Here is a 2,778-nt window from a genome sequence, read left to right as displayed (position 1 = left end):
TCGAGCCACCCACAATTGGTAAATCAGCATTTGACCCAACAAAATACATCGGATATCGTGCCACCAACGTCAATAAATTGGCAAACGTTTGCCGGTCAATGGTCATTGCTTCACGCGCAAAATCGACAAAGATCGCATGCTCTTCAAAATACGCATACGGCGAATAATGCCAACCCCAAGTTTGCCCGTTCACTGTTTCACGAATAAACCGGTGCGTGCTACGTGGCGCCTGTTTAATCGAACCAACAAATCCTTCGTTTGTATAATCTAAAGCGGTTGGTGGATAGTCACTCTTAGGCGCCGATGCAGCTGCTTTTATTTCAGCCGTCGTCTTTTCTGGCTTAGATAAATTAATCGTGATTTCCAACTCACCGAAATCCGTCAACGCTGTATAAGCAATATTACGTTGGATATCGGCAACTTTCACATTTTCCACGGCGCGACTTAGGTCATAATAATAAGCCACTGCGGTTGCTGGACTTTGCGCATACTTCGCCATGAACGTTTGTTGTAATTGATCAGGTGTCGGTGTCACAATGTTAAGCAATCGTGCGCGATCAATCTCCACCTGCCAGCGGTCGGTAGCCGACTGGGGGGCCAAGGCTAAAATAGCTGTCGCTAAGTCACTTAATGACCGCTCGGTGTTTCCCACCAGTCCAGAAGTCACCCCATTTGCCTGAATTTCAGCTAGCACTAAATTAGTGCGATACACCGTTTCCAAATCTGAATACGCACCTAATTTAACACCCCAAGCGACAAAATCCAGCACTAACTGGGTATCATGTGCATCTAACATATTTATCTCCTACGCAATTTCGTGTGTGCCCGCAACAATTTCAGCGACAAAAAAGGCGGGTTGATAGCCAATCTCAGCGGTATACACATCCCCAACCGCCGTGGTAACTGCTGGTACTTGGTCTTTTTCAACTAACGCAATGGCCGAACCACCAAAGCCAGCTCCTGTCATCCGCGCACCCAAGACACCAGGCTGACGTAAGGCCGTCTCAACCAGTGTATCAAGCTCAATACCACTCACTTCAAAGTCATCACGCAAAGATGCATGTGATGCCGTCAGCAATTCACCAAATTGAACCAAATCATGTGCTTGTAAGGCCGCTTTCGCTGCAATCGTTCGTTGGTTTTCAGATACCGCATGGCGAGCTCGCTTCATGACCAGAGCATGGTCTTTTTCAAAATCCGCGGCCGCTGCTTCAAACTGCGGTACTGTTAAATCGCCCAGCGTTTCTACATCAACATTTTCTTGCAACAACGCCAGGGCTTCTTCAGATTCCGCCCGTCGTTCATTATACTTAGAATCCGTTAATTCGCGCTTTTTATTCGTGGTCATGACTAGCAATCGATACTCGCCAAATTCGGCTGGCACCATCTCATACGCCATGGTGTTGGTGTCTAAGAAAATCCCTTGTTCGTCTTCCCCGAAGGCCACCGCAAATTGGTCCATGATGCCAGTTTTGAGACCTAGATAATCATTTTCAACAGCTTGACCTAATTTAACAATCGTCAACTTATCAATCTGATAACCCATCATATCCTTGAGCATGTTTAGCAACAAAATCTCCAAAGAAGCTGACGATGAGAGGCCCGACGCCGTGGGCATATCGCCAACAATGGCCAAATCAAACCCTTTTGACACTGGGTAACCAGCTTCAGCCATCACCGTCATGACACCACGGAGATACTTAATCCAGGTATCGTAGGGGCGCAACGCCAAATCCGTCACCGTAATCGTTTGAATCCCCGCTTCAGGATAGTTTGCCGAATACGTCCGAATTTGATTATCATCACGTGGAGCAATTGCCCCGTATGTCCCAACGCTAATGGCAGCCGGGAAAACGTGGCCCCCGTTAAAATCTGTATACTCACCAATCAAGTTAACCCGACCGGGTGAAAAATAAAGCTTGGCTGGATCATAGCCAAACCGCTTGTTAAATGATTGTGCTAATTCTTCTTGTAATTCATATGCCATTTTACTTCTCCTGCAATCGCTCTTCTAATTCTGCCACAATTTCAGCGTGACGTGTTTCGGTCAACGTCACCTTACGCCAGTAAATCAAGACTGAAATAACAATCAAAATCATTGGCCCGTAGAACATAAATACCTTAAATAGTTGCAACCCTTGCGCAGTAATATCGCTTGGCTTAGCACTACCAGTCATCCCAGCAACCACGGCAGCAAAGCCGACGACACCATTAGCAAAGGCACCTGCTAACTTATCTAGCAATGGTCGAATTGCCAATGTCACTGATTCGTGACGCGTCCCCAACTTCCATTGGCCATATTCCACTGAATCCGTAATCGTCATCAGCACAACCAAGAACATGATTGGATATGGCATAAAAAACATCGTCACTGCTGTCAAAACAACTGGTAAATTGTTACCGGCAACCATAAACAAGACATAACCCGCTAGCATGACTACGGCACCACTGAAGAAAATCGTCCGACGTGCCAAAAACTTCGTTAACGTTGGGAAAATTGCGACGGCAACCATCCCTTCAATGGCGGTAAAAATACCAACCAAGTAGAACTTACTATCAGCACCCATGACATACTTAAAGTAGTACAACAACAATGAGTTTGTCACAACATAAGCCAATGCGAACATAATGTATGAAATGGCTTGCCACATCAATTGATCATTTTTACCGACGACCTTAAAGACCTCCAACAGACCCACTTTTTCAGTGTTTTGGCGGACGATATTATCCTCTTCTTTCGTACCTGCGGCCGTCAACAACGCCCCAAGATAAGCAATC

Annotated in this window: 2 protein-coding genes and 1 pseudogene; all 3 read right to left on the bottom strand. The window is 46.0% G+C overall.

The annotated features are described in order from the left end of the window. A pseudogene (locus tag WEIDD23_RS14490) lies at nucleotides 1-796 on the bottom strand (UDP-glucose--hexose-1-phosphate uridylyltransferase); the annotation flags it as partial. A gap of 9 nt (nucleotides 797-805) precedes the next feature. Further along, on the bottom strand, nucleotides 806-1,987 hold the full coding sequence (locus WEIDD23_RS04660) for a galactokinase (RefSeq protein ID WP_010375236.1): 1,182 nt from the start codon (nucleotides 1,985-1,987) through the stop codon (nucleotides 806-808). Between the two features lies 1 nt (nucleotide 1,988). After that, nucleotides 1,989-2,778 (bottom strand): glycoside-pentoside-hexuronide (GPH):cation symporter (locus tag WEIDD23_RS14485; protein ID WP_242865428.1); only part of this gene is annotated, 790 nt, incomplete at its 5' end.

This window comes from Weissella sp. DD23, from assembly GCF_001579105.1.
Classification (GTDB): domain Bacteria; phylum Bacillota; class Bacilli; order Lactobacillales; family Lactobacillaceae; genus Weissella; species Weissella cibaria.
Note: the sequence above shows the minus strand (reverse complement) of the source record. Positions and strands in the feature narration are given on the sequence as shown.

Excerpts from the sequence above, each read along its gene's own strand:
- WEIDD23_RS04660 (WP_010375236.1), bottom strand. The coding sequence starts at position 1,987 with ATGGCATATGAATTACAAGAAGAATTAGCACAATCATTTAACAAGCGG.